The 20,838-nt window shown below is 69.5% G+C and carries 21 protein-coding genes; 10 read left to right on the top strand and 11 right to left on the bottom strand.

Annotated elements, in window-relative coordinates:
- Window positions 1-2 precede the first annotated feature (2 nt).
- Together ACH413_RS01255 and ACH413_RS01260 are read left to right on the top strand one after the other, a co-directional pair.
- On the top strand, window positions 3-437 hold the full coding sequence (locus ACH413_RS01255) for a helix-turn-helix transcriptional regulator (protein WP_360029603.1): 435 nt from the start codon (window positions 3-5) through the stop codon (window positions 435-437).
- Window positions 438-447: 10 nt separating this feature from the next.
- On the top strand, window positions 448-870 hold the full coding sequence (locus ACH413_RS01260; RefSeq protein ID WP_360029604.1) for a VOC family protein: 423 nt from the start codon (window positions 448-450) through the stop codon (window positions 868-870).
- On the opposite strand, the gene ACH413_RS01265 is transcribed toward ACH413_RS01260, so the two are convergent.
- The gene (locus ACH413_RS01265) at window positions 857-1,609 is read right to left on the bottom strand and encodes an MBL fold metallo-hydrolase (RefSeq protein ID WP_360029605.1); all 753 of its coding nucleotides are present in this window, start codon (window positions 1,607-1,609) and stop codon (window positions 857-859) included. The two genes, ACH413_RS01260 and ACH413_RS01265, sit on opposite strands and share 14 nt — an antisense overlap.
- A gap of 14 nt (window positions 1,610-1,623) precedes the next feature.
- Window positions 1,624-2,859, bottom strand: a complete 1,236-nt coding sequence (locus ACH413_RS01270; protein WP_360029606.1) for an ABC transporter substrate-binding protein — start codon at window positions 2,857-2,859, stop codon at window positions 1,624-1,626.
- Between the two features lie 152 nt (window positions 2,860-3,011).
- On the opposite strand from ACH413_RS01270, the gene ACH413_RS01275 reads away from it, so the two are divergent.
- The 4 genes from ACH413_RS01275 (at window position 3,012) to ACH413_RS01290 (ending at window position 6,954) form a co-directional block, all read left to right on the top strand.
- The gene (locus ACH413_RS01275; protein ID WP_360029607.1) at window positions 3,012-4,274 is read left to right on the top strand and encodes a sensor histidine kinase; all 1,263 of its coding nucleotides are present in this window, start codon (window positions 3,012-3,014) and stop codon (window positions 4,272-4,274) included.
- Window positions 4,271-4,918, top strand: coding sequence for a response regulator transcription factor (locus tag ACH413_RS01280; protein ID WP_360029608.1), 648 nt, complete (start codon window positions 4,271-4,273; stop codon window positions 4,916-4,918). The genes ACH413_RS01275 and ACH413_RS01280 overlap by 4 nt, the downstream gene beginning before the upstream one ends.
- 55 nt (window positions 4,919-4,973) lie before the next feature.
- The gene (locus ACH413_RS01285; protein ID WP_360029609.1) at window positions 4,974-6,302 is read left to right on the top strand and encodes a ferredoxin reductase family protein; all 1,329 of its coding nucleotides are present in this window, start codon (window positions 4,974-4,976) and stop codon (window positions 6,300-6,302) included.
- A 106-nt stretch (window positions 6,303-6,408) separates the two neighbouring features.
- Window positions 6,409-6,954 (top strand): hypothetical protein, encoded by a 546-nt coding sequence (locus tag ACH413_RS01290; protein WP_360029610.1) that lies wholly within the window; start codon window positions 6,409-6,411, stop codon window positions 6,952-6,954.
- Here the strand turns inward: ACH413_RS01290 and ACH413_RS01295 are convergent.
- The 5 genes from ACH413_RS01295 to ACH413_RS01315 all read right to left on the bottom strand — a co-directional run bounded on the left by ACH413_RS01295 (window position 6,904) and on the right by ACH413_RS01315 (window position 12,212).
- Window positions 6,904-7,749: an alpha/beta hydrolase gene (locus ACH413_RS01295; protein ID WP_360029611.1), complete on the bottom strand. Its 846-nt coding sequence runs from the start codon at window positions 7,747-7,749 to the stop codon at window positions 6,904-6,906. The genes ACH413_RS01290 and ACH413_RS01295 overlap by 51 nt on opposite strands.
- On the bottom strand, window positions 7,749-8,315 hold the full coding sequence (locus ACH413_RS01300) for a GNAT family N-acetyltransferase (RefSeq protein WP_360029612.1): 567 nt from the start codon (window positions 8,313-8,315) through the stop codon (window positions 7,749-7,751). Before ACH413_RS01300 ends, ACH413_RS01295 begins: the two co-directional genes overlap by 1 nt.
- A gap of 568 nt (window positions 8,316-8,883) precedes the next feature.
- Entirely contained in the window at window positions 8,884-9,237 is a 354-nt protein-coding gene (locus ACH413_RS01305) for a VOC family protein (protein ID WP_360029613.1), read from the bottom strand.
- Between the two features lie 9 nt (window positions 9,238-9,246).
- The gene (locus tag ACH413_RS01310; RefSeq protein ID WP_360029614.1) at window positions 9,247-10,188 is read right to left on the bottom strand and encodes an RNA polymerase subunit sigma-70; all 942 of its coding nucleotides are present in this window, start codon (window positions 10,186-10,188) and stop codon (window positions 9,247-9,249) included.
- Window positions 10,185-12,212, bottom strand: a complete 2,028-nt coding sequence (locus tag ACH413_RS01315; RefSeq protein ID WP_360029615.1) for an ATP-binding domain-containing protein — start codon at window positions 12,210-12,212, stop codon at window positions 10,185-10,187. Before ACH413_RS01315 ends, ACH413_RS01310 begins: the two co-directional genes overlap by 4 nt.
- A 133-nt stretch (window positions 12,213-12,345) precedes the next feature.
- Here ACH413_RS01315 and ACH413_RS01320 point away from each other — a divergent pair, with 133 nt between their 5' ends.
- A complete protein-coding gene (locus tag ACH413_RS01320) occupies window positions 12,346-12,936 on the top strand; it encodes a maleylpyruvate isomerase family mycothiol-dependent enzyme (protein ID WP_360029616.1) in 591 nt (196 codons plus the stop codon).
- Here the strand turns inward: ACH413_RS01320 and ACH413_RS01325 are convergent.
- On the bottom strand, window positions 12,929-13,372 hold the full coding sequence (locus ACH413_RS01325; RefSeq protein ID WP_360029617.1) for a MarR family transcriptional regulator: 444 nt from the start codon (window positions 13,370-13,372) through the stop codon (window positions 12,929-12,931). The two genes, ACH413_RS01320 and ACH413_RS01325, sit on opposite strands and share 8 nt — an antisense overlap.
- A 55-nt stretch (window positions 13,373-13,427) precedes the next feature.
- Here ACH413_RS01325 and ACH413_RS01330 point away from each other — a divergent pair, with 55 nt between their 5' ends.
- A complete protein-coding gene (locus ACH413_RS01330) occupies window positions 13,428-15,404 on the top strand; it encodes an MMPL family transporter (protein WP_360029618.1) in 1,977 nt (658 codons plus the stop codon).
- A 15-nt stretch (window positions 15,405-15,419) separates the two neighbouring features.
- Window positions 15,420-16,523: a winged helix DNA-binding domain-containing protein gene (locus ACH413_RS01335; protein WP_360029619.1), complete on the top strand. Its 1,104-nt coding sequence runs from the start codon at window positions 15,420-15,422 to the stop codon at window positions 16,521-16,523.
- Window positions 16,524-16,718: 195 nt separating this feature from the next.
- Here the strand turns inward: ACH413_RS01335 and ACH413_RS01340 are convergent, their stop codons facing one another.
- The gene (locus ACH413_RS01340) at window positions 16,719-17,561 is read right to left on the bottom strand and encodes a helix-turn-helix transcriptional regulator (RefSeq protein ID WP_360029620.1); all 843 of its coding nucleotides are present in this window, start codon (window positions 17,559-17,561) and stop codon (window positions 16,719-16,721) included.
- A 101-nt stretch (window positions 17,562-17,662) separates the two neighbouring features.
- On the opposite strand from ACH413_RS01340, the gene ACH413_RS01345 reads away from it, so the two are divergent.
- A complete protein-coding gene (locus ACH413_RS01345; RefSeq protein ID WP_360029621.1) occupies window positions 17,663-18,508 on the top strand; it encodes an alpha/beta hydrolase in 846 nt (281 codons plus the stop codon).
- Here the strand turns inward: ACH413_RS01345 and ACH413_RS01350 are convergent.
- On the bottom strand, window positions 18,505-20,022 hold the full coding sequence (locus ACH413_RS01350; protein ID WP_360029622.1) for a hypothetical protein: 1,518 nt from the start codon (window positions 20,020-20,022) through the stop codon (window positions 18,505-18,507). The genes ACH413_RS01345 and ACH413_RS01350 overlap by 4 nt on opposite strands.
- Window positions 20,019-20,639, bottom strand: coding sequence for a uridine kinase (locus ACH413_RS01355; protein ID WP_360029623.1), 621 nt, complete (start codon window positions 20,637-20,639; stop codon window positions 20,019-20,021). The genes ACH413_RS01350 and ACH413_RS01355 overlap by 4 nt, the downstream gene beginning before the upstream one ends.
- Window positions 20,640-20,838 lie beyond the last annotated feature (199 nt).

Raw genomic sequence — 20,838 nt, forward strand, 5'->3', positions numbered from 1 at the left:
TCGTGACCGCCCAAGACCCGCGCCTGCAGGAACTCCTGCTGCTCCGCAAGGTCCGCGACCGGATCGACCGCGAGTACCGGCAACCGCTGGACGTCGCGGCGCTGGCTCGCGGGGTGCACCTGTCCGCGGGGCATCTCTCGCGGGCGTTCCGCGCGGCGTTCGGCGAGTCGCCCTACAGCTACCTGATGACCCGCCGCATCGAGCGGGCCATGACGTTGCTGCGCCGGGGCGACATGTCCGTCACGGACGTCTGCTTCGAGGTCGGCTGCACGTCGCTCGGCACGTTCAGCACCCGCTTCTCCGAACTGGTCGGCATGTCGCCGAGTCAGTACAAGAAGGTCGCCGGAGAGGACGGGCAGGGCATCCCGAACTGCCTGGCCAAGGCCGTGATGAGGCCGATCAGGAATCGAGAAGCGGCGACCGGTCCGTCCGATTAGGTTGACCGGCATGTCAGTCATCATCGCCGCGGCCTTCCTGCCCGCAGACGACCCCGAGAAGTCACTCGGCTTCTTCCGCGACGCGCTCGGCTTCGAGGTCCGCCAGGACGTCGGCCAGGGCACCATGCGCTGGATCACCGTCGGTCCGCCCGACCAGCCGGGGACCGGCATCGTGCTGCACCCGCCCGCCGCCGACCCCGGCGTGAGCGACGAGGAACGCCGCACCATCGCCGTTCTCATGGCGAAGGGCGTCTACACGGCGGTTTCGCTCGCCACCAAGGACCTACAGGGCACGTTCGACCGTGCGCGCGCATGGGTCGAATCGTCGGGTGCGGGCGAAGTGCTGCAGGAGCCCGAGGACCAGCCGTGGGGCGTTCGGGACTGCGCGTTCCGCGACCCGGCCGGCAACCTGGTCCGCGTCAACCAACTCTGAACGTGGTGCCCGGCGCGGCGTGGTCGACCTGCCCCGCGTACCGGGCCGAGGCACGGGCGACCGCTTCCTGAGGGGTCAGGAAGCGGCCCACGTGCGTGACGACCAACCGTCCCGCACCCGCCCGGGATGCCGTCTCACCTGCGTCTTCCGGCGTGTGATGGGCCATGTCCGGCGTCTTCTCCGCGCTCTCGGCCTCGCACAGCAGCACGTCGGTGCCGCGGGCCAGTTCGACGAGGCTCCGGCACGCCGCGGTGTCGCCGGAGTAGGTCAGCGAGCGGCTCTCGGACTCGATCCGGACGCCGAACGCGGGGATGCCGTGCTCGACCGCCGCCGTGGTCAGCCGCAGCGAGCCGACCGCGGCCTGGTGGCCGTCGTGCAGTTCGGTGATCGCGAACGCGTCCTCGATCGGGCTGCGCACCGGTCCGTTGGTGAGGAACCCGGCGAGGCGGTCGGCGATGCCGGGCGGGCCGTACAGGGGGACCGGCTCGCGTTCGACGTCCGCGAACAGCAGGGCGTAGTAGGTGGTGAGCAGGTCCGCGCTGTGGTCGGCGTGCAGGTGCGAGATCCAGATCGCGTCCAGGTCCTCCAGCCGCGTGTGGCGCTGCAACGGGCCGAGCGTGCCGGTGCCGGCGTCCATCCACACGCGAGTGTCGCCGTGCGACACCAGATAGCCCGAACACGGGTTGTCCGTGCTCGGGTACGGCGTCGCGCACCCGAGCACGGTCAGGCTGAGGTCCATCGGTCAACCGTAGATCAACGGGCCCGTGTTCCCTTGAGCTTCACCAGGTCCGACTCGAACAGGTTCTGCTCGACCTTCAAGGTGCCGGGCACGGCCGCGTCCGGCCTGCTCATGTACGACTGCGTCGCGGAAGGCCGTCCCACCAACGAGAAGCGCAGCTCGCCGGTGAGTCCCAGGGTGTCGATGGAGTTGGTCTCGTGGAACGCCCGCAGCACGCCGTCACGCGTGAGGTCCTTCTTCTCACACGCCTTCTCCAGCACCGCGACGTACGCCAACGCGACCGTGTAGCCGTGCACGGTGTTGAGCGAACCCGGTTCGCCCGGCCATCGTTGCCCGTAGGCGTCGCGTAGCTCCCGGACGCCCCGCGCCTCGCCGCTCCACGGCGCGACCGGTGCCGTGAGCAGGACCTGCTTGGCGAACACCGCGGCCACCGGCGACTCCATGATCGCCGGGTCGTAGCTGACCGCGCTCGACAGGATCGGCACGGTCCAGCCGAGTTGTGCGGCGATCCCGACGGCCGCGGCGGTCTGCGGCGGCGTCAGGCTGAGCACCAGGACCTTGGCGTCGGCGGCCTTCAGCGCGGCGATCTGGGTGGTGAGGTTCGCCGTCGTCTCGGTGACCGCCTGCTCCGAGATCTTCATGCCCCAGTTCTCTGCGACGAACCGGCTGCCCTCCAGCGCGTTCTCACCGAAGCTGCCCTTGAGGTGAAGGTGACCGATCGTGTCGCCGTCCTTCAGCGAGCCCTTGCGCTTGTGGTGGTCGAGGCCGTTGATGATGTCGAGGTCGTAGGTGGTGCCGACGATCATCATGTGCGGGTTGCCCAGCAGGGAGGCGGCCCACGAGCCGGGCACGGTGAGCGCCCGCGTCTGCATCAGGTCGGGCTCGATCGCCGCCGTCATCGGCTGGCCGGTCACGTCGATGAATCCCAGCACCTGCGGCTCGAGCTCGAAATAGCCGTCCAGTGCCTTCTGAACGTCGTAGGCGTGGTCCTTCTGCTTCAGTTCGATACGCCGTCCGCACACGCCGCCGCGTTTGTTGACCTGGTCCAGATAAAGTTCATATCCGCGAATCCGGAGAACTGAAGTCCCTTTGAAGGGACCGGTCATGTCGGTCAGGACGCCGAGTGAGATTGCCTCGTCGGTGATGCCAGGGCCGGTCCTGACCGGCTGATTCATCTGGTCATTCCCCGCGCAGCCGGTGAGCGCCGCCAGTAGGAGGACAGTGGGCAAGAACAGCTGACGAATGGACATTCCAGGCCTTGTCGCAGGAGAAATGAATCAGCGGCGGGGCCGCAGTATTGAACAGGGGGACGGGGGTCGTCCAATTTTGTGGCCCGGAACACCCCCGCGGGGTGAACTGCTTCGATTTCCGATGCAAAACGCGTGCCGGGTACCGTGATCGGGTGGAAGAGCCCGTGTGGAACGAGTGGCGGCGGCCAGGCCCGACGCCCGCGCAACGGCGGCGCGACATCGGCATCGCCGTGATCGTGCTGCTGTGCGCCGTCGAGGTCACCACGCTGGTCAACAGCATGGGTGCGTACGTCTTCCGGGACCCGCCCGGTCTGGCCGCGCAGCTCGCCTGGGTGCTCGCGTTGTCCGTGCCGCTGGTCGTGCGCCGCCGCTACCCGCTGGCCGTGATGCTCGTGGTGTCGGCCCTGTTCATCGCGGCGCAGATCAACCGCGCCGGCGACACCCTGGTGCCCTCCGCGATCCTGTTCCTCGCGATCTACACGGTCGGCGCGTGGGAGCGGAACCGCCGTCTCGCCCGCTGGTCCCGCATCGGCGTGATCGGCGCGATGTTCCTGTGGCTCGGGTTCAACCTCGTGCGGTCCCTGCTCGGCCCCAAGGGCGACTTCAAGGACGCCGCCGGGCCGATGGACCCGGTGCTCGCCTCCGTCCTCTACGGACTGGAGTTCAACATCTTCTTCTTCATGCTCGCCTACGTGGTGGGGGAGATGGCCTGGTCGGGAGCCCGGCGCCGGGCCCAGCTGGAGTTCCAGGCCGAGGAGCTGCGCCGCTCGCAGGAACAGAACACCCGCGGCGCCATCGCCGCCGAACGCATGCGCATCGCCCGCGACCTGCACGACGTCGTGGCGCACCACGTGTCCGTGATGGGCATCCAGGCCGGTGCCGCGCGCCGGGTCCTCGACTCCGATCCCGTCATGGCCCGCGACGCGTTGCAGACCGTCGAACAGACCGCCCGGACCGCGATCAGCGAACTGCGCGGCCTGCTGGGAGTGCTGCGGGCCGACGCGGAGCCCGATCTGAAGGCGGCGCCCGGCCTGGACGACCTGCCGGAACTGTTCGACAGCGCCCGCGCGGCCGGTCTTGATGTCTCGCACGGCGTCTATGGCGCACCTCGCGACGTGCCACCCGGTGTTGCGTTGTCGGCTTATCGCGTCGTGCAGGAAGCACTCACGAACGTGGTCAAGCACGCCGGCGCGCACCACGTCGACGTGCGGATGCGGTTCCTGGACAGCGCTCTGGAACTGGAGATCGCGGACGACGGCCGTGGCCGTGGCGCGTCCACGAATCCGGGATTCGGGCTCGTCGGTATGCGCGAACGTCTTGCCGTGCACGGCGGTTCGCTGGAAGTAGGTCCACGGCGTGACGCGGGCTATCTGGTCCGTGCGTCACTGCCGACCGTGGTGGAGGAGAAGGCGTGAGTTTGCGAGTCGTGCTGGCCGACGACCAGGACCTGGTCCGCGCCGGATTCCGGGTCATCCTCGGCACCGAGCCCGGCATCGAGGTCGTCGGCGAGGCGGGCGACGGCGCCCAGGCCGTGGAACTCGTCGCGTCGCTGCGCCCCGACGTCGTCCTGATGGACGTCCAGATGCCGCGCATGGACGGCCTGGAAGCCACCCGCCACATCCTTTCCGCGGGTCAAGGCACCCGAGTCGTCATCCTGACCACGTTCGACCGCGAGGACTACCTCTTCGAGGCGCTGCAGGCGGGCGCGAGCGGGTTCCTGCTGAAGAACGCCTCGCCGGAAGACCTCGTGGAGTCCGTGCGGGTCGTCGCGCGCGGGGACGCGTTGCTCTCGCCCGAGGTGACACGACGGGTGATCGCCCGCTTCAGCACGGCGCCAAGGGAACGCACGCGCCCGCCGGAGCTCACCGACCGTGAGTTCGAGGTGCTGGTGGAACTGGCCAAGGGCGCGTCCAACGCGGAGATCGCCGCGACGTTGTTCCTGGGGGAGACCACCGTGAAGACGCACGTCTCCCGCGTGCTGACCAAGCTCGGTCTGCGCGACCGCACGCACGCCGTCGTGTTCGCCTACGAGAGAGGGATCGTCACGCCTGGCGGCTGAAGCCGTCGGGAACTCATACTGTCCCGGCTTCACATCGCCGTGAGAGGTGGGCTTGGTGACGACGAACTCGCGCCGCAACGGTCTGGCCCCGGTCACCTGGGCGCGATTGGCGCTGTGGACGTTCGTCGTCGTGAACCTGGCGATCGTCGAGTTCCTCTTCCTGACCGCGGGCGCGGGCAAGAACGAGGTTCTCACCGTCGCGAAGTTCTTCGGCCTGCACGCCGCGCTGATCATGATGTTCCAGTTGCTGCTGGTCGCCCGGCTGCCGTGGCTGGACCGGCGCATCGGCATGGACCGCCTGACGGTGTGGCACCGGTGGACCGGTTTTCTTCTTCTGTGGACCGTGCTCACGCATGCCACGATCGTCGTGTTGGGCTACGCGACGCTGGACGACGCGTCGATGGGGAAGACGTTCCTCGCGCTGGCTGGCGTTCCCGCCTCGCTGCTCGGCATGCTCGCGGCGACGACCATCGTGGTGATCGGGGTCGTCTCGACGCGGGCGATCCGGCGGCGACTGCAGTACGAGACCTGGCACGGCCTGCACCTGCTGCTGTACCTGGCGCTCGGGCTCGCGTTCGTCCACCAGTTGCTGGAGACCACGACGTTCAAGTCGTCGGTGTTCGCGATGGTCTACTGGTGGGCGCTGTGGCTGTTCGCCTTCGGCTCGCTGGTCGCGGGCCGGATCGTGACGCCGCTGATCCTCAACTCCCGCCACCGGTTCCGGGTCGCGGCCGTCGTGCCGGAGTCGCCCGACGCGGTGTCGGTGTACGTGACCGGACAACACCTCGACCGGCTGGCCGCGAAGTCCGGCCAGTTCTGCATCTGGCGGTTCCCCGGACACCGCCACTGGTGGCTCGCGAACCCGTTCTCGCTGTCGGCCGAGCCCGACGGCCGCACGCTGCGGCTGACCGCCAAGTCCGTCGGCAAGGGCAGCGCGGGCATGCGCACCCTCCAGGTCGGGACGCGCGTGTTCGTCGAAGGCCCGTACGGGGCGTTCACGTCACTGCACCGAACCCGGCCGGGCGTGCTGCTGATCGCGGGCGGCGTCGGCGTCACCCCTATCCGCGCTCTGCTGCAGGAGCACGTCCCCGGCGACTTCGTCGTGCTCTACCGGGTGCGTGACGAGCGCGAGGCCGTGCTGCTGAACGAGTTGCGCCAACTCGTCGCGGCCCGCCGAGGCCGGCTGCACCTGCTCACCGGCCGCACCGGCCAGGGAGCCCGGCCGTTCGAACCGGGCGCCCTGCACCAGCTGGTGCCCGACGTCGTGCTCCGCGACGTGTACGTCTGCGGCCCGCCGGCGATGACCGCGGCCGTGCTGAGCGGATTGCGTCAGTTGAACGTGCCTCGCGGCCAGGTGCACGCCGAGAAGTTCGGCCTGGCCTGATGCTCTTCGTACGCAATCTGACGTAGGCGAGATCAGAACGTGAGCGGATGATGCCGCCCCTCGTGGTGACGAGCATGGATCTCGACACCACGAGAGAGGGAGAGCAATGGCTACCACCCGCAAGCTCAGTGGCCGCGCCCGCAAGGCCGTGCTGCTCGTGCACGTCCTGTCGGCGGCGGCGTGGCTCGGCATCGACCTCGCGCTGGGGATCCTCGTCGTGATCGCACTGTCCACTGAGGACGCCGGCATCGCGGGCGTCGCGATCCAGGCGGTGGACCTCTTCGCGATCTGGCCGATGTTCGGTGCCAGCGTCGTCTGCATGATCTCCGGCGTCGTGCTCGGCGTCGGCAGCAAGTACGGCCTGGTCAGGTACTGGTGGGTCGCGATCAAGCTGGTGCTGAACGTAGGCATGTCCCTGCTGATCGCGTTCGCACTCCGTCCCGGCGTGGCGGAGGCCGCCCGGATCGGCCGGCGCATGCTGGCGGGCGACCCGACCGCCGTGATCCCTTCGGGACTCATCCACCCGGTAGTAGTCGCGCCCACCCTGCTGCTGTTCGCCTACGTCCTGTCGGTATTCAAGCCGTGGGGCCGGATCCGCAAGTCAGCCCAGCCAGTCAAGGGCCAGCGCCGCGACCTCGTCGGTGCTGTCTAACTGCAGGAAGTGCCCGCCGCCCGCCACGATCTCGACCCGCGAACCGGGCGCGAGACCCGTGGCGGCGTCGGCGTAGTTGTCCGGCGTGATGCACCCGTCCTGGGCGCCGGCCAGCACCAGCATCGGGACCTCCGCGGGCTTCTCGGCTCGCTTGGCCAGATCGGCGAGCTCGGGATCGTGCAACGACCGGTCGAAGTTGGCCCGGTACAGCTTCAGCGCGTTGGCCCGGATCGCCGGATCCGCGTACATGTCGCTGACGTAGTCCGGCACGTCCAGACCCGGTGACCAGGTGCGCCACAGGTAGTCGATCAACTTGTCGTTCAGCAGCGCCTCACCGACCCTGGGCACCTGGAACAGGAACAGGTAGAAGAACCGTTGCTGCTGCGCGGGTTCGTCGAAGATCCGCCCCAGCGTCGCCGGCGGCGGCACCGACATGGTGACCACCCGCCGAACCAGGTCGGGCCTGACGGCCGCGAGCCGCCCGGCCACTCCGGCCCCGATGTCGTGCCCGATCACGTCGACCGCCCCACCCAGCGCCGAGTTCACCGCGGCGGCGTCCGCGGCCAGCGTCAGCCCGTCGCTGAACGTCAGTCGGTCCACCGTCGACGGGTGATGCCCGCGCAGGAAGGGCGCGACCACCCGGCGCCCGGCGGCGACCAGCCGTTCGGCGAGAGGCCCGAACGACGCCGGGTGGTCTGGGAACCCATGCCAGCACACGACGACCGGCCCATCGCCCGCGGCCAGCGCCGGAACATCGCCCCGCTCAGTCTGGATGACGATCTCGTCGAACCGCATCAGAAGTCCACCCTCATCACGAACCGCCGCTTCGTCGGGTGCGTCACCTGCGCGAACCCGGCCTCCTCGAACACCTGCCGCGCACCGACGTGCAACTCGCCCCACGTGACGTTCTGCCCAGGCGCGGCGACCATCGGATACGCCTCGACGGCCCGGGCCCCGTGCTTGCGCGCGTGCTCCACGGTCGCCGCCGCCAGCTCGTAGGTGAGCCCTTGCTTGCGGAACCCTTTGCGCACCACAAAACACGTCACGGCCCACACGCCGTCGTCGTCCTTGTCCTCGGCGCGGCCCTTCCACGGAATGGGCATGTCGAGCAGCTTCGCGTAGTCACACCGCGGCTCGACCGCCACCCACCCGGCGGGCTGTTCGTCCACATAGGCCACGAGGCCGCTGCCACGCGCGGACTGCTCCTCGTGCGCGGCGACGCGTTCGTCGAGCGTCGAGTCGCGCCACGCCCAGCCCTTCACCTTGTACCGCTGGCAGTGGCACTTGCCGGGCTCGGAGCTGTCGAAGATCGCCTCGACGTCCTCCCACGGCACCTCGTCCGACGGCACGATCCGGATCATGTCAGCCAGACTAGAACGATCGGGCGGTCGTGACGGGCACTGTCCCGACTTGGCCGATCCGGTGGCCCGACCCGACCGATGACGAGGTCCCATCCCGGCGGCCCGGCCCTACCCGACCGATGACGAGGCCTGATCCGACCGGCGGTGTGGCCTGACCCGACCGGCGACGAGGCCTGACCCGACCGATGACGAGGTCCCATCCCGGCGGCCCGGCCCGACCTGACTCCTCGCCCCCCGCGCTTCCTCTTATGCGGAACGAACAGATCGCGATTCCGGTTCCCGCTCTGTCCACAGGCTACCGTGATCAGCGAAGACGCAGGTCAGCGAACCGCAAGCCTGTGGACAACTTGAGATCTTGAGCCACTCGGCAGGGGCGTGGTCGCAGAAGATTCGATCTGTGTCGGTGGTGCTTGCAGATGCCGCGACAACCACGGTGACCGCGACAACCACGGCGCGATACCCCGGACGTGTCCGGCACCGTTCTGGACCACGCTTGAAGAAGGAGCCACGCCTGCAGCAGAGGCCACACCCGCAGGCAGAGGCCACGCCTGCAGCAGGGTCAACGTCCCTAGAGCTCCTGGGTCAGGTTGACCGGGTTCCCGTCCGGATCGAACACGTGCGCCACACGCTGCCCCCAGGGCATGTCGTTCGGCGGCCCCTGCACGCGCCCGCCCGCGGCCTCGACCAACGGCAGCAACGCATCGACGTCGGCCACTCCGATGCTCAGCGCGATGCGCGGCGGCGCGGACAGGTCAGCGGGCTCGGCGACGAGCCCGAGCTCCGCGTCGCCGATCTTCAGCGTTCGGTAGAACACCGGACCGTCCGGCGGGTACGAATACACCTCGCGCGCTCCGAGGACCTGCTCGTAGAACGCCTGCATCCGGTCGAGGCCGGGCGTCACGATGATGGGCTGGATGGCCATGAAATCCTCCTAGTCGTCCACAGGGATACGGGACGACTGCCCGGAACTCATCGGAGGTGCGCCGAACAAAGGCAGCAACTCCTCCACGTTCAAGAACGTCGTGCAACCGGTCACCAGCCCACCCCGCACGTCCAGGAACACCAGCCCGAACGGCTGCGAGATCCCCGGCCGCATCTGCCAGTACGCGGGCGACCCGTTGGCCCGCACCGGCACCAGCCAAGCACCCACACAGGCAGCGCCAGGATCGCTCAACGCCACCGAGATCGGCCCACGCCCTCGCAGCCACCAGCTGAACGGCGGCATCGACATCGTCGCGTCCTCGTGCAACAAAGCCACAAGCGTCTTCACGTCGTGCCGTTCGAACGCCTCGCAGTAGCGGCTCAGCAGCGACTTCTGCGCGGGATCGGAGGGCAGGAAAGGCTCGCCGGCGTCCACGACCGGCAATGTCGCGCGTGCCCGTTGCAACGCGCTGTTCGCCGCCGCCACCGAGATGTCCAGCAGCGCGGCGACCTCGGATGCCTGCCACGCCAGCACATCGCGCAGGATCAGCACGGCTCGCTGGCGCGCGGGCAGGTGCTGCAACGCCGCCACGAACGCCAGCCGCACGGTCTCGCGGCGGATCGCCTGGTCTTCCGGCAGCACCAGCGCGTCGGGAACGGGCTGTACGAAGACGTTCTCCAGCAGGGGAGCCCCGAGATCTCCGCCGGACGGTCCCAGGTCGACGGCCAGGGCGCGGCGTTGGGCGCTGCGCTGCATGTCGATGCAGATGTTCGTGGCGATCCGGTAGAGCCAGGTCCGCAGTGACGCGCGTGCGGAGTCGTAGCTGTCGAACGCCTTCCACGCGCGCACGAGTGTCTCCTGCGCGGCGTCCTCGGCCTCGAAGCCCGAGCCGAGCATGCGGTAGCAGTAGCCGGTCAGCTCGACCCGGAACGGCTCCAGCGTCTCGATCACGCACCGGACCCTACGCGGATCCGCGCCAGTTCGTCCGGCACCGGGCCGGGGTGCACGATCCCGAGCCGCCGGGTGGCCCGCGTCATGGCGACGTAGAGATCGTTGTGCCCCAACGGTGCGGCGAGGATCGCGGCCGGGTCGACGACCAGCACGGAGTCGAACTCCAGTCCCTTGGCCTCCGCCGGCGTCAGCAGAACGACCGGATCGGTGATCGCGGGTGGCGTGGTGAAGCGCAGCGCCTGGCCGAGCACGGCGACGTGGGCCGCAGGGGTGATGATCGCGCACTGGCCGCCCGCCGACGCGGCCGCGAGACCCGCGACGACCCCCGGAAGTTCGGCGAGCGCGACGCCTCGGCGCCAGGGCGGTTCACCGGTGGCGCGTACGGAACGGGGAGGGAGCAGGCCGGGGTGGTGCGCGGCGAACAGGTCGGCGGTGGCGTCCATGATCTCCGCCGGGGTCCGGTAGTTGACCGTGAGCTGGGCGAGCCGCCAGCGATCGTCCACGTGCGGCCGCAGCACGCGATCCCACGACGACGCACCGGCCGGGTCGCTGGTCTGCGCGAGATCGCCGACGATCGTCATCGACCTGCTGGGACACCGCCTCATCACCATCCGCCAGGCCATCTCGGACAGCTCCTGCGCCTCGTCGACGACGACGTGCCCGAACGTCGCCCGGCCGTTCTCCCCGATCAGCGCGGCGGCCTCGTCCAGCAGCGGGACGTCCGCCGCACTCCAGCGACCGGCCCCGCCGACCAACCCGGTCACCACGTCCCTCGCGGTCAGCGGCGGCCACAGCCCGTCCAGCACGCGGGCCACCCCGGCGTCCGCCGACAACGCGCCGCACAGCCGGGTGGCGTCGACCTCGTCGAGCAGGTGCCGCGGACCGTCCGGGTCCTCGTCCTGGCCGAGCACCACCCCAGCGGCGGCCAGCGCGCGCAGTTCGGCCGCGCTGAGCCGGCCGTCGGCATCGCCGCCGTCGATGGCCTCGCCGGTGTCGGTGAACACCACGTTCTCCATCTCGTCGATCAGGCGGCGCGCGAGCAGGTCGACGACCCGCCGCTGGAACACCAGCCTGGCCTGGTTGTGCGGCAACCCGCTGCGGAAGGCCACGTCCAGGGCGTCCTGGTGGCCTGACGGATCCAGCCGCACCACCTGCTGCTCGAACTCCACCTCGACCGGCTCGCCGGGAGCAGGCACCGAAGCCCGCACCGCGGCGGCGATCCGGGCCGCCATGCCGGCGCGGCCCTTGCGTTCGGCGACGTCGGGCGAGTCCGTGCGGCCGACCTGGATCTCCGGGCGCAGCAGGCCGATGGTCGCCGTCACCACGGCGTGCTCGCCCAGGCCGGGCAGCACCTGCCCGATGTAGTCCAGGAAGACCTCGCTGGGCCCGACGACCAGCACGCCCCGAGTGCGCAGGTGCGGACGCGTGTACAGCAGGAACGCCAGCCGCAGCAGCGCGACCGCCGTCTTGCCCGTCCCCGGACCGCCCTGCACCACCAGCACCCCGCCGTGCCCGTCGCGGACGATCCGGTCCTGCTCCGCCTGCAGCGTCGTCACGACGTCGCGCATCCGCCCGGTCCGCTCCGCCGTCAGCACCGCCAGCAACGCGGCCTCGCCGACCAGGCCGGCTTGGTCGGCAGTGTCGGCATCGAGCAGGTCGTCGTCCAGCGCCAGGACGGTCCTGCCACGCGTCGTGATGCGCCGCCGCCGTCGCACGTCCTGCGAGTCGGCCATGGTCGCGGTGTAGAACGGCTGGGCCGCCGGTGCGCGCCAGTCGAGCAGCAGCGGCTCGTCGTCCTCGAACATCCCCAGCCTGCCGATGTAGACGCGGCGCCCGTCCCGCAGATCCAGCCGCCCGAAGCACAGTCCGTCCTCCGCGGCATCCAGGCGGGCCAGTTCTCTCCGCCAGACCCCCGCCTCGCCGGTCGACCGCCGGGCCTGCTCGCGCAGGGCGTCCAGCCTGGCGTACAGCGCGGTCACGTACTCCTGCTCGGCGACGAGCTCGTCCTCGTTGCTGGTCGGCACCCCAGAACTCCCAGCTGTTCGGCGATCGGTGACGACGAGGGTGCACGGCGGATTCGCGCAGTAACAGTCTTGTTCTCACCGGACCGTTCAGCCGCCACCGATGAGTTCCCGGCGGCCGGTGCGTACAACAGGCATGACTGAAGACATCCGCGCCGCGGTGGCGGCGGAACGACGAGATCAGGCCGAACTTCTGAGCGGCCTCACCGAGGACCAGTGGAACGCGCCGAGCCTGTGCGAAGGCTGGACCGTCAAGCACGTCGTCGCGCACACGACACTGCCGTTCCGCTCCTCCGGCACGCGAGTGGTCCTGGAAATCCTGAAGTCCGCCGGCCGCTTCAACCACGCCTCCGACCGCATGGCCCGCAAGGACGCTCAGCTCCCCACCGCGGAGTTGCTCGGCGCGCTGAAGAACAACATCGACCACCCGTGGACGCCACCGGGCGGCGGTCCGGCAGGCGCGCTCTCGCACGACGTCATCCACGGCCTCGACATCACCACCGCGCTGGGCATCGACCGCAAAGTCCCGCACGAACGGCTGAAAATCGTCCTGGACGGCATGAAGCCCGGCAACGTCAAGTACTTCGGCGCCGACCTGGACGGCAAACGGCTGGAGGCCACCGACCTGGACTGGACGTTCGGCGGGGGAGAACCCGTCCGAGGGCTGGCCCAGGACCTGTTGCTGCTGGTCTGCGGACGGACGCTGCCGCCGGGACGACTCAGCTGACCGCGTCGCGCACGCGGGCCGTCGCCTCGGTCGTGGCCACGAGGAACCGAAGAACGACCTGACGGTCCGCGTCGCTCATCTCGCCCCACACCGCCGCGTACTCGCGGGCCAGCGGCTGGAAGAACGTCGCCGCCAGCGCCGTCGCCCGGTCGAGCACCTGGAGTTCGACCCGGCGGCGGTCGTCCGGGTCGCGCTCGCGCGTCACGTGACCGGCCTTCTCCAACCGGTCCAGCACGGACGTCGTGGCCGACGCGCTCAGGTTCAGGGCCTTCGCCAGCGTGCCGGGTGTCATGGGACCCGTCATGATGAGGTTCAGCGCTGTCATGTCCGTCGGGTGCAGGGCGTGCGCGGCGCTGAAGATCTCCAGGAATCGGTTCGACTCCATCACCAAAGCGCGCAGCATCATGCTCAGGTCGTAGTCACTTGCGTCGCTCACGGTCACAGCTTACTGTTTCGGCCATCGAAACGTTCGACGATCGAAGGAATGCGTGATGCGAGTCCTCGCCGGGGTACTGCTCGTCGTCTGGTTGGCCCTGGGCGGCTTCACCGGGCCGTACGCGGGCAAGCTGTCGGAGGTCGCGGAGAACGACAGCAGTGCGTTCCTCCCGAACTCCGCCGAGTCCACTCAGGTCGCCGAGCTGCAGAAGAAGTTCCAGCGCGAGACCGCGATCCCGGCGATCGTCGTGATCGAACGGTCCGGCGGACTGACCGAAGAGGACCGGAAGTACCTCGCCGACCAGGCCAAGGGCTTCCAGGCGTCGCCGGTCATCTCCGCGCCGAACGACAAGGACGCCGCCCAGATCGTCGTGCTGCTCGACCCGGGCAACGACGTCAAGGACTCGGTCTTCCAGCTCCGCGACGGCACGCGTGGCGCTCCGCAGGGGCTGACGGTGCTGGTCACGGGCCCAGCCGCGCAGGTGGCGGACCTCGTCGAGGCGTTCGGCGGGATCGACGGGCTGCTGCTGATCGTCGCGGGCGCCGTGGTCGCGTTGATCCTGCTGGTGGTCTACCGAAGTCCGCTGCTGCCGCTCGTCGTGCTCGTGTCGGCGGTGTTCGCGCTCGGCCTGGCCAGTTTCGTCGTGTACCTGCTCGCGAAGAATGACGTGCTGGCGTTGAACGGGCAAAGCCAGGGCATCCTCTCGATCCTGGTCTTCGGCGCCGCGACGGACTACGCGTTGCTGCTCGTGTCCAGGTTCCGCGAGCAACTGCGCGACACGCAGGACAAGTACGAGTCCATCCGCCTGGCCTGGCGCGGCACGATCGAACCCATCGCGGCCTCGGCCGGCACGGTGATCCTCGGCGTGCTGTGCCTGCTGTTCAGCGACCTCGACTCGAACAAGGGCCTCGGGCCGGTCGCGGCCATCGGCATCGGCGCCGCGCTGCTGACCACGATGACGTTCCTGCCGGCGACGCTGGCACTGCTCGGACGGGGCGCTTTCTGGCCGTTCGCACCGAAGTTCGGCTCGAAGCACCCCGAGACCAGCGGGCTCTGGGGCCGCGTCGCGAACCTCGTGCGCCGCAAGCCTCGCGCGATCTGGATTGTCACGTCGCTGGTGCTGCTCGCCGGCGCCGCGTTCCTGCCGCAGCTCAAGGCCTCCGGCACCGCGCAGTCCGACGTGTTCCTGACGCCGGTCGAGTCCGTTGCGGGACAGGAGGTGCTGTCGCGGCACTTCCCCGGCGGCACCGGCTCGCCGACCGTGATCATCACGGCCGAGAGCCAGACCGCCGAGGTCGTGCAGAAGTCCAAGGTGGACGGTGTCGCGGACGTGCGACCGTCCGGAACGGCCGACGGGCTCGTGCGGATCGAGGCCACGCTGAAGGACGCGCCGGACTCCGACGCCGCGGTCGAGACCGTGCAACGGCTTCGTGCGGCCGTGGACGGCATCGACGGCACGAAGGTGGGCGGGCCGACGGCGACGTTGCTCGACACCAGGACCACGTCCGAGCACGACCGAGCGCTGATCATCCCGATCGTGCTGCTCGTGATCTTCCTGATCCTGGCCCTGCTGCTGCGGTCGCTGCTGGCGCCGTTGCTGCTGATCGCGACGGTCGTGCTGTCGTTCGCGGCCACGATGGGCGTGTCGGCGCTGGTGTTCAACCACGTCTTCGACTTCCCGGGCGCTGATCCCGTGGTGCCGCTGTTCGGGTTCGTGTTCCTCGTGGCGCTGGGCATCGACTACAACATCTTCCTGATGACCCGCGTCCGTGAAGAGACCCAGCAACTCGGGACGGTCGAAGGCACGCTCAGAGGACTCAGCCTGACCGGTGGCGTGATCACGTCGGCGGGTGTGGTGCTGGCGGCCACGTTCGCGGCGCTCGCCGTGCTGCCGATCCTGTTCCTGACGCAGATCGCGTTCATCGTGGCGTTCGGCGTGCTGCTGGACACGTTGCTGGTGCGGTCGTTGCTCGTGCCGGCGCTGTCGGTGGACATCGGCGGGCGAATCTGGTGGCCGTCGAAGCTGCGGTGAGTCAGGATTCCCGGCATGACCTTCACGGCACGTCAGCTCAACCGCGCCACGCTCGACCGGCAGATGCTGCTGCGGCGCGAACCGGTCGACCTGCTGACGGCCGTGGAGCGGGTCGTGGCGATCCAGGCGCAGGAACCCGCGTCGCCGTACATCGCGCTGTGGAACCGGATCGAGGGCTTCGACCCCGCTGATCTGGACGAGGCGTTCACGAGCGGGGTGGTCCGCAAGGCATCGCTGATGCGGATCACCCTGCACGCCGTCACGGCCGCGGACCACGAGGTGTTCCACCACGCGATGCTGCCCGCGTTGAGGGCGTCACGGCTGTACGACAAGCGGTTCAAGTCCATGAACGTCACGATCGAGCAGGCCGACGCACTGCTGGAACACCTGCTGGAGTTCGCGGCGACACCCCGGCAGAAGCCGGAGATCGAGGAACTGCTGCACTCGCACGTCGGCGACGTCGGTGAACCCGGCGTCTGGTGGGCGCTGCGGACCTACGGCGGCCTCGTGCACGCGCCGACGGGCGGGCCGTGGTCGTTCGGGCTGCGACCGTCCTATCAGGCCGTGGCGGCCGAGCCCCGCGAACGGATGGCGGCCGTCGCCGAGATGCTGCGCCGCTACCTCGCCGGCTTCGGGCCCGCGACCGTCCTCGACATGAACCAGTTCAGCATGCTGCCGCGCACCACGATCCGGGAAGCGCTGGCGTTGCTGGACCTCGTTCAGCACGGCGACCTCTACGACATTCCCGATCGGACGATCCCGGACGAAGACACCCCGGCACCGCCGCGGCTGATGGCCATGTGGGACAGCACGTTGCTCGCCTACGCCGACCGCAGCCGGATCATTCCGGACGAATACCGCAAGCTCGTCATCCGCAACAACGGTGACACGCTGCCGACACTTCTCGTCGACGGCCACGTGGCCGGAGTGTGGCGTCCCACCGAGGACGGAGGCGTTGAAGCGACCGCGTTCCACGCCCTGGACGAGGAACAATGGGCCGGACTGGCGGAGGAGGCCGCAGCGCTGCGCAAGCTCCTCGGTGATCGGGAACCTCAGGTCTACAAACGTTACGCACGGTGGTGGAGCGGCCTTCCGGCCCACGACGTTCGTACTGTGTGAATACGTCAAGATCCACAAAGGACCGTGCGGCCGGTGCGAGCACCCTGCTCGGCGGTTCCCCTCGCCGCGACCGCAGGCCGCCTCCGCGTCGGCTGCCCGACCGGCCGTGACTCTTTCGTGGCGACGGGGCTGGACCCGATCCACGACTATGCGGATCCCTGGTCAGAACACCCGCATGCAGAGCGCCTGGACGGCCTACCGCGCCGGCAAGTGATCTGACGGGAGGGCCTGCGCCGACAGCAGAAGGAAGCGCAGGCCCTCCCGTGACGCGTCATCCGCCGCCGTGTAGGCGACGAGCAGCTGGTCCGGGTGAGTGTCCACAGTGAACTGCTGCACGTCGAGGGTCAGCGTGCCCGCCACCGGGTGGTGGTAGGTCTTCACGAGCTGACGCGGCCCGCGCACCTGATGCGTCGCCCACCACGTGCGGAAGTCGAGGTCCTTCACGCTCAGCTCGCCGACGAGTGCCGCGAGAGCGCGATCGTGCGGGGTGCGACCCGCCTCCATCCGAAGCACCGCAACGCATTCCTGCGCCGAGCGTTCCCAGTCGCCGTACAGGGCGCGGAACGCCGGGTCGAGGAACGTCAGCCGGATCAGGTTGCGTTCCGGCGCCTCAAGAGCGCCGAAATCCGTCAGCAGCGCGGACGCCGCGGTGTTCCAGGCGAGCACGTCCATGCGGCGGTGCAGGACCATCGCCGGAATGTCCGGCATGCCGTCCAGCAACTGCTGCAACCGCCCGGCTACCTCGGGAGCGGCGGGCTGCCTGGCCGGGGTGACGTCCGCGAGCGTGAACAGGTAGTCGCGTTCGTCCGCGGCGAGCTGGAGCGCGTCGGCCAGTGCGTCGAGGACGGTGCGGGACACCCGGTTGGTGCGGCCCTGTTCCAGCCGGACGACGTAGTCGACGCTCACGTGCGCGAGCTGGGCCAGTTCCTCGCGGCGCAGCCCCGGCACGCGACGGGTCCTGCCGTCGTCGGGGAATCCCGCGCGCTGCGGGGCGGCCGCGGCGCGACGGGTGCGGAGGAACTCGCCCAGGTCGGTCATGCCTCCAGTGTCCGTGTTTCTGCCGACGTGTGCCTGGTACTGGTGTGCATAGGCTGAGTCGTCCCTGGTTGCGCCGATCTCACGGGACGAACGTGGTGGACATGGACAACGTGACCTTCCCCAGCAACGGACTCGAGATCGCCGGCCACCTGTACCGGCCGGAAGGCGCTCCGCGTGGAGCGATCGTCGTCGGGCATCCCGGCACCGGCGTCAAGGAGCAGACGGCGGGACTGTACGCACGGCAGCTCGCTGAACAGGGCTTTCTCGCGTTGGCGTTCGACGCCGCCTACCAGGGCGAGAGCGCGGGGGAACCGCGCGGCCTGGAGGACCCGTTCCAACGGGTCGAGGACATCCGCGCGGCCGCGGCGTTCCTGAGCGAGCAGGACGAACGGGTCGGCGTGCTCGGCATCTGCGCGTCCGGCGGGTACGGGGTGGCGGCCGCCGGGACCGACCACCGGATCAGGGCGATCGCCACCGTCAGCCTGGCCGACATCGCCCGCCAGTTCCGGTTCGGCGCCGACGGCACCCAAGAACCCGCTGTCCTGCAGGGCATGCTGGACCAGGTGCGGGACGGCGGCTTCACGCTGTTCCCGGAGACCGGTGAGCAGGCCCGTGCCGGCGGCCCGCACTCCTACGAGGGCTGGGAGTACTACTGCACGCCGCGTGGTGAGCACCCGCGTTCGGCGAAGACGGTGACGTGGAGCAGTGTCGGCCGGATCGCCGCGTTCGACGCGTTCCGCGCGGTCGACCTGATCGCGCCGCGGCCGTTGCTGCTGGTGGCCGGGCGCGAGGCGGTCACGTCCTGGATGAGCGTCGAGGCGTACCAGAAAGCGGGCGGCCCCAAGGAGTTCCACTGGGTCGACGGCGCCACGCACGTCGACCTGTACGACAGGTACGTGCCCCAGGTCGTCGAGCGGGTGACCGAGTTCTTCGCGAAGAACCTCTAGATCCGTGCGGCGACGCCACGGGCGTGGTCCAGTTCGCGTTGGTAGCGGCCGGGGTTGTGCGCGGCGAGTTCCGCGTACATCGCCAGGGATTCGCTGATCGCCGCCTCGGCCTCGGCGCGTTCGGCGCGCAGGACGCGGATCAGCGCGTGGTCGGCGAGCGCGTCGGCCAGGTAGTAGCTGTACTCGTACGGGTCGGCAGCGTGTTGTTCCCGGTAGTGGGCGACCGCGGCCAGTGACGTCTCCACCGCGATGCCGAGCTCTCCCGCGTGCGCGGAGGCCAGGGCGAAGGTGTTGCGCGCCATGGCTTTGCCGTCCGCTGTCTGGGACAACTCGATGCTCTTCGCGGCGGCGTTCGCTGCCTCTGGGTAGGCCTGCCGCGAGATCAGGAGGCTGGCGCGGTTCGTCCACGCCCGTGCGAGTTCCTTGCGGCCCAGCTCGCGGTCCTCGTGCTTGGTCGCGAGCTCGATGGCCTCGTCGCTGGCCGCGAGCGACTCGTCGAGCCTGCCGACAGCGCGCAGCCGGGTGCCGAGACTGACGAGTGAGAGAGCGACCCGCAGCTCCATCTTCATGATCATGGCCCGGCCCTCCGTGTTCGCGAGAAGCTCGCGATAGCGGTGAGTGGACTCCTGGGCCGCCTCCAGCGCCTCCTGGTCGAGTCCCAGGTCGGCGAGCCGGTTGCCGTGGTTGTGCAGCGCGTCGGCGTGGTTGCGCAGGGTGTCCGAGTCGCCCTCGCTCTCCGCGTGCTGCCGCAGAATTGCCACGGCCGCGATGGCGGAGGCGCGGGCTTCCTCGAACCGGCCCAGACGCAGCTGCAGGAGACCGAGCTCGTCGTACGCGTTGTAACCGTTGATGCCCCGCCATGAACCGTTCTGCCGCCAGAACTCGGCGCTCTGCGCGGTGAAGTCGGCCGCCTGCTCGTAGTCGCCGATCGTCGTGAGGCGGTGGGCGTACTCCAACCGGGCGTTCGTGAGGCCGTAGCCGGGTGGTGGTCCGTGCTGGGACGGCACCTGCCCGTGCAGTTCGGCGACCGCCTCGCGGGCGTTGTCGGCGGCCTCGGCGTGCCTGCCCAGCTTGCCGAGTAGGTTGGTGATCCAGTACCTGGCCACGTTGGCGATCTCGGTGCTGTACTCGCCCGGCACGGCCAGCTGCTGCGCGAGCGGCAGTTCCTCCTGGACGATCGCGAGCGCTTCCTCGTGGCGTTCCTGCCGCATGAGGTTGTCGCGCATCAACGTCAGGACGCGTCGCAGCTTCTCGGCGTCACCGGCCTCGCGGCGGAACTCCAGCACCTCTTCGTGCGTCCGCAACGCGAAGTCGTCCCAGCCCGCCTCTTCGAACCACTCCGCCAGCTCCACCAGTGCATCCGTCAACGCGTCCGGGCTCGGCCAGTCCTCAGGAGGCTTGGCCCGCAGGTCTTCGACGACCGGCCAGACGTACCCCAGCATCTTCAAGGGGTCGGGATGGCCGCCTCTGGCAGGGCGGTGCCACGTCTCGCCGCGGCTCACCGGGTTGATCACGCGCGAGTGGATATCACGTCCCGGTGGTCGATCAGCAGCCTTGCCCGCGCCGCCGGATCGCACTGCGCCAAGTACAGGCGCTGTCCCTCGACGTAACGGCGGTTGCAGGGGTCGTCCGGATCGGGCGGGCTGCCGTCGCGCACGGCCATCCGCGCCACCGAGATCGCGAAGCCGACGTCCAGGAACACCGAGAAGTCCCAGTGCCCCACGAGCTCGTCGCGGTGCAGGAAGATGCCGTCCACCAGCAGCAGTGCGGACGGTGACGCGACCTCGGCCGGCGCGTCCACGTACTCGTCGGTCTCCAGGTCGTGGCTCGCCCGCCGGAACGGCAGCCCGGCCGCGAACGGCGTGAGCAGGAGCCCGGTGAAGCGCTCGTAGTCGTAGCTGTCCAGGAAGAAGCCCTCCGGCGACACCCGCCCGCGCTGCCAGCGGATCGCGCGCGGGTGGTGGAAGTCGTCCACGGAGGCGCGCACCACTTCGCGGCCCCTGGAACGCAGCACCTGAGCCAGGTCGTCGCAGAACGTCGTCTTGCCCGCGCCGTCGACGCCGTCGACCCCGACCAGGCCTCGGGAAGGCAGCAGATCGGCGACCTCGTCGAGCATCTCCGCACGCGTCATGGCACCGACGTTCTCACACATCGTGACCGCCACAGGCCCTATCGGATGAGGCCCAGGTCTCCCCGGCCTCAAGAACGCGTAAAAGCCGGGCCCGACCCCGTAAGGACGCTGTCAGGCACCCCCTGATCAGGCATTTCGTGATGCACGCTTCCGTGCGTCATCAAGAATCCTTGTCGTTGAAGGGAGCGGCGTCATGGCC

Origin of the sequence: Lentzea sp. NPDC020367, from assembly GCF_044387305.1 — a bacterium.
Lineage (GTDB): Bacteria > Actinomycetota > Actinomycetes > Mycobacteriales > Pseudonocardiaceae > Lentzea.

What these genes read in the sequence shown, in the direction of transcription:
- ACH413_RS01345 (WP_360029621.1), top strand. Translation starts at nt 17,663, where the DNA reads ATGGACAACGTGACCTTCCCCAGCAACGGACTCGAGATCGCCGGCCAC.
- ACH413_RS01300 (WP_360029612.1), bottom strand. Translation starts at nt 8,315, where the DNA reads ATGATCCGGATCGTGCCGTCGGACGAGGTGCCGTGGGAGGACGTCGAG.
- ACH413_RS01330 (WP_360029618.1), top strand. Translation starts at nt 13,428, where the DNA reads ATGCGAGTCCTCGCCGGGGTACTGCTCGTCGTCTGGTTGGCCCTGGGC.
- ACH413_RS01270 (WP_360029606.1), bottom strand. Translation starts at nt 2,859, where the DNA reads ATGTCCATTCGTCAGCTGTTCTTGCCCACTGTCCTCCTACTGGCGGCG.
- ACH413_RS01355 (WP_360029623.1), bottom strand. Translation starts at nt 20,639, where the DNA reads ATGACGCGTGCGGAGATGCTCGACGAGGTCGCCGATCTGCTGCCTTCC.
- ACH413_RS01340 (WP_360029620.1), bottom strand. Translation starts at nt 17,561, where the DNA reads ATGACCGACCTGGGCGAGTTCCTCCGCACCCGTCGCGCCGCGGCCGCC.
- ACH413_RS01320 (WP_360029616.1), top strand. Translation starts at nt 12,346, where the DNA reads ATGACTGAAGACATCCGCGCCGCGGTGGCGGCGGAACGACGAGATCAG.
- ACH413_RS01295 (WP_360029611.1), bottom strand. Translation starts at nt 7,749, where the DNA reads ATGCGGTTCGACGAGATCGTCATCCAGACTGAGCGGGGCGATGTTCCG.
- ACH413_RS01335 (WP_360029619.1), top strand. Translation starts at nt 15,420, where the DNA reads ATGACCTTCACGGCACGTCAGCTCAACCGCGCCACGCTCGACCGGCAG.
- ACH413_RS01290 (WP_360029610.1), top strand. Translation starts at nt 6,409, where the DNA reads ATGGCTACCACCCGCAAGCTCAGTGGCCGCGCCCGCAAGGCCGTGCTG.
- ACH413_RS01260 (WP_360029604.1), top strand. Translation starts at nt 448, where the DNA reads ATGTCAGTCATCATCGCCGCGGCCTTCCTGCCCGCAGACGACCCCGAG.
- ACH413_RS01305 (WP_360029613.1), bottom strand. Translation starts at nt 9,237, where the DNA reads ATGGCCATCCAGCCCATCATCGTGACGCCCGGCCTCGACCGGATGCAG.
- ACH413_RS01265 (WP_360029605.1), bottom strand. Translation starts at nt 1,609, where the DNA reads ATGGACCTCAGCCTGACCGTGCTCGGGTGCGCGACGCCGTACCCGAGC.